This window comes from Nocardioides iriomotensis (assembly GCF_004168035.1).
GTDB classification, from domain to species: domain Bacteria; phylum Actinomycetota; class Actinomycetes; order Propionibacteriales; family Nocardioidaceae; genus Nocardioides_B; species Nocardioides_B iriomotensis.
On sequence record NZ_SDPU01000040.1, the window covers coordinates 1 to 264 of the forward strand.

Consider the following 264-nt stretch of genomic DNA (forward strand, 5'->3'; position numbering starts at 1 on the left):
GCCGACCGGGGCGTTGGTGAGCCGGCCGGCGTGGGTGTTGAGGCCGAGCGCGAGCGACCTGTCCTCGCGCAGCGCCTGCTGCCAGCCCTTGTCGGCCAGCGCCACCACGTAGGGCAGGGTCGCGTTGGTCAGCGCGTAGGTCGAGGTGTTCGGCACCGCGCCGGGCATGTTCGCCACGCAGTAGAACACCGAGTTGTGCACGGTGTAGGTCGGGTCGGCGTGGGTGGTGGCGTGGGTGTCCTCGAAGCAGCCGCCCTGGTCCAC

Annotated in this window: 1 pseudogene; it reads right to left on the minus strand. The window is 71.2% G+C overall.

Features of this window, described 5'->3' with window-relative positions:
* A pseudogene (locus ETU37_RS22870) lies at positions 1 to 264 on the minus strand (alanine dehydrogenase); the annotation flags it as partial.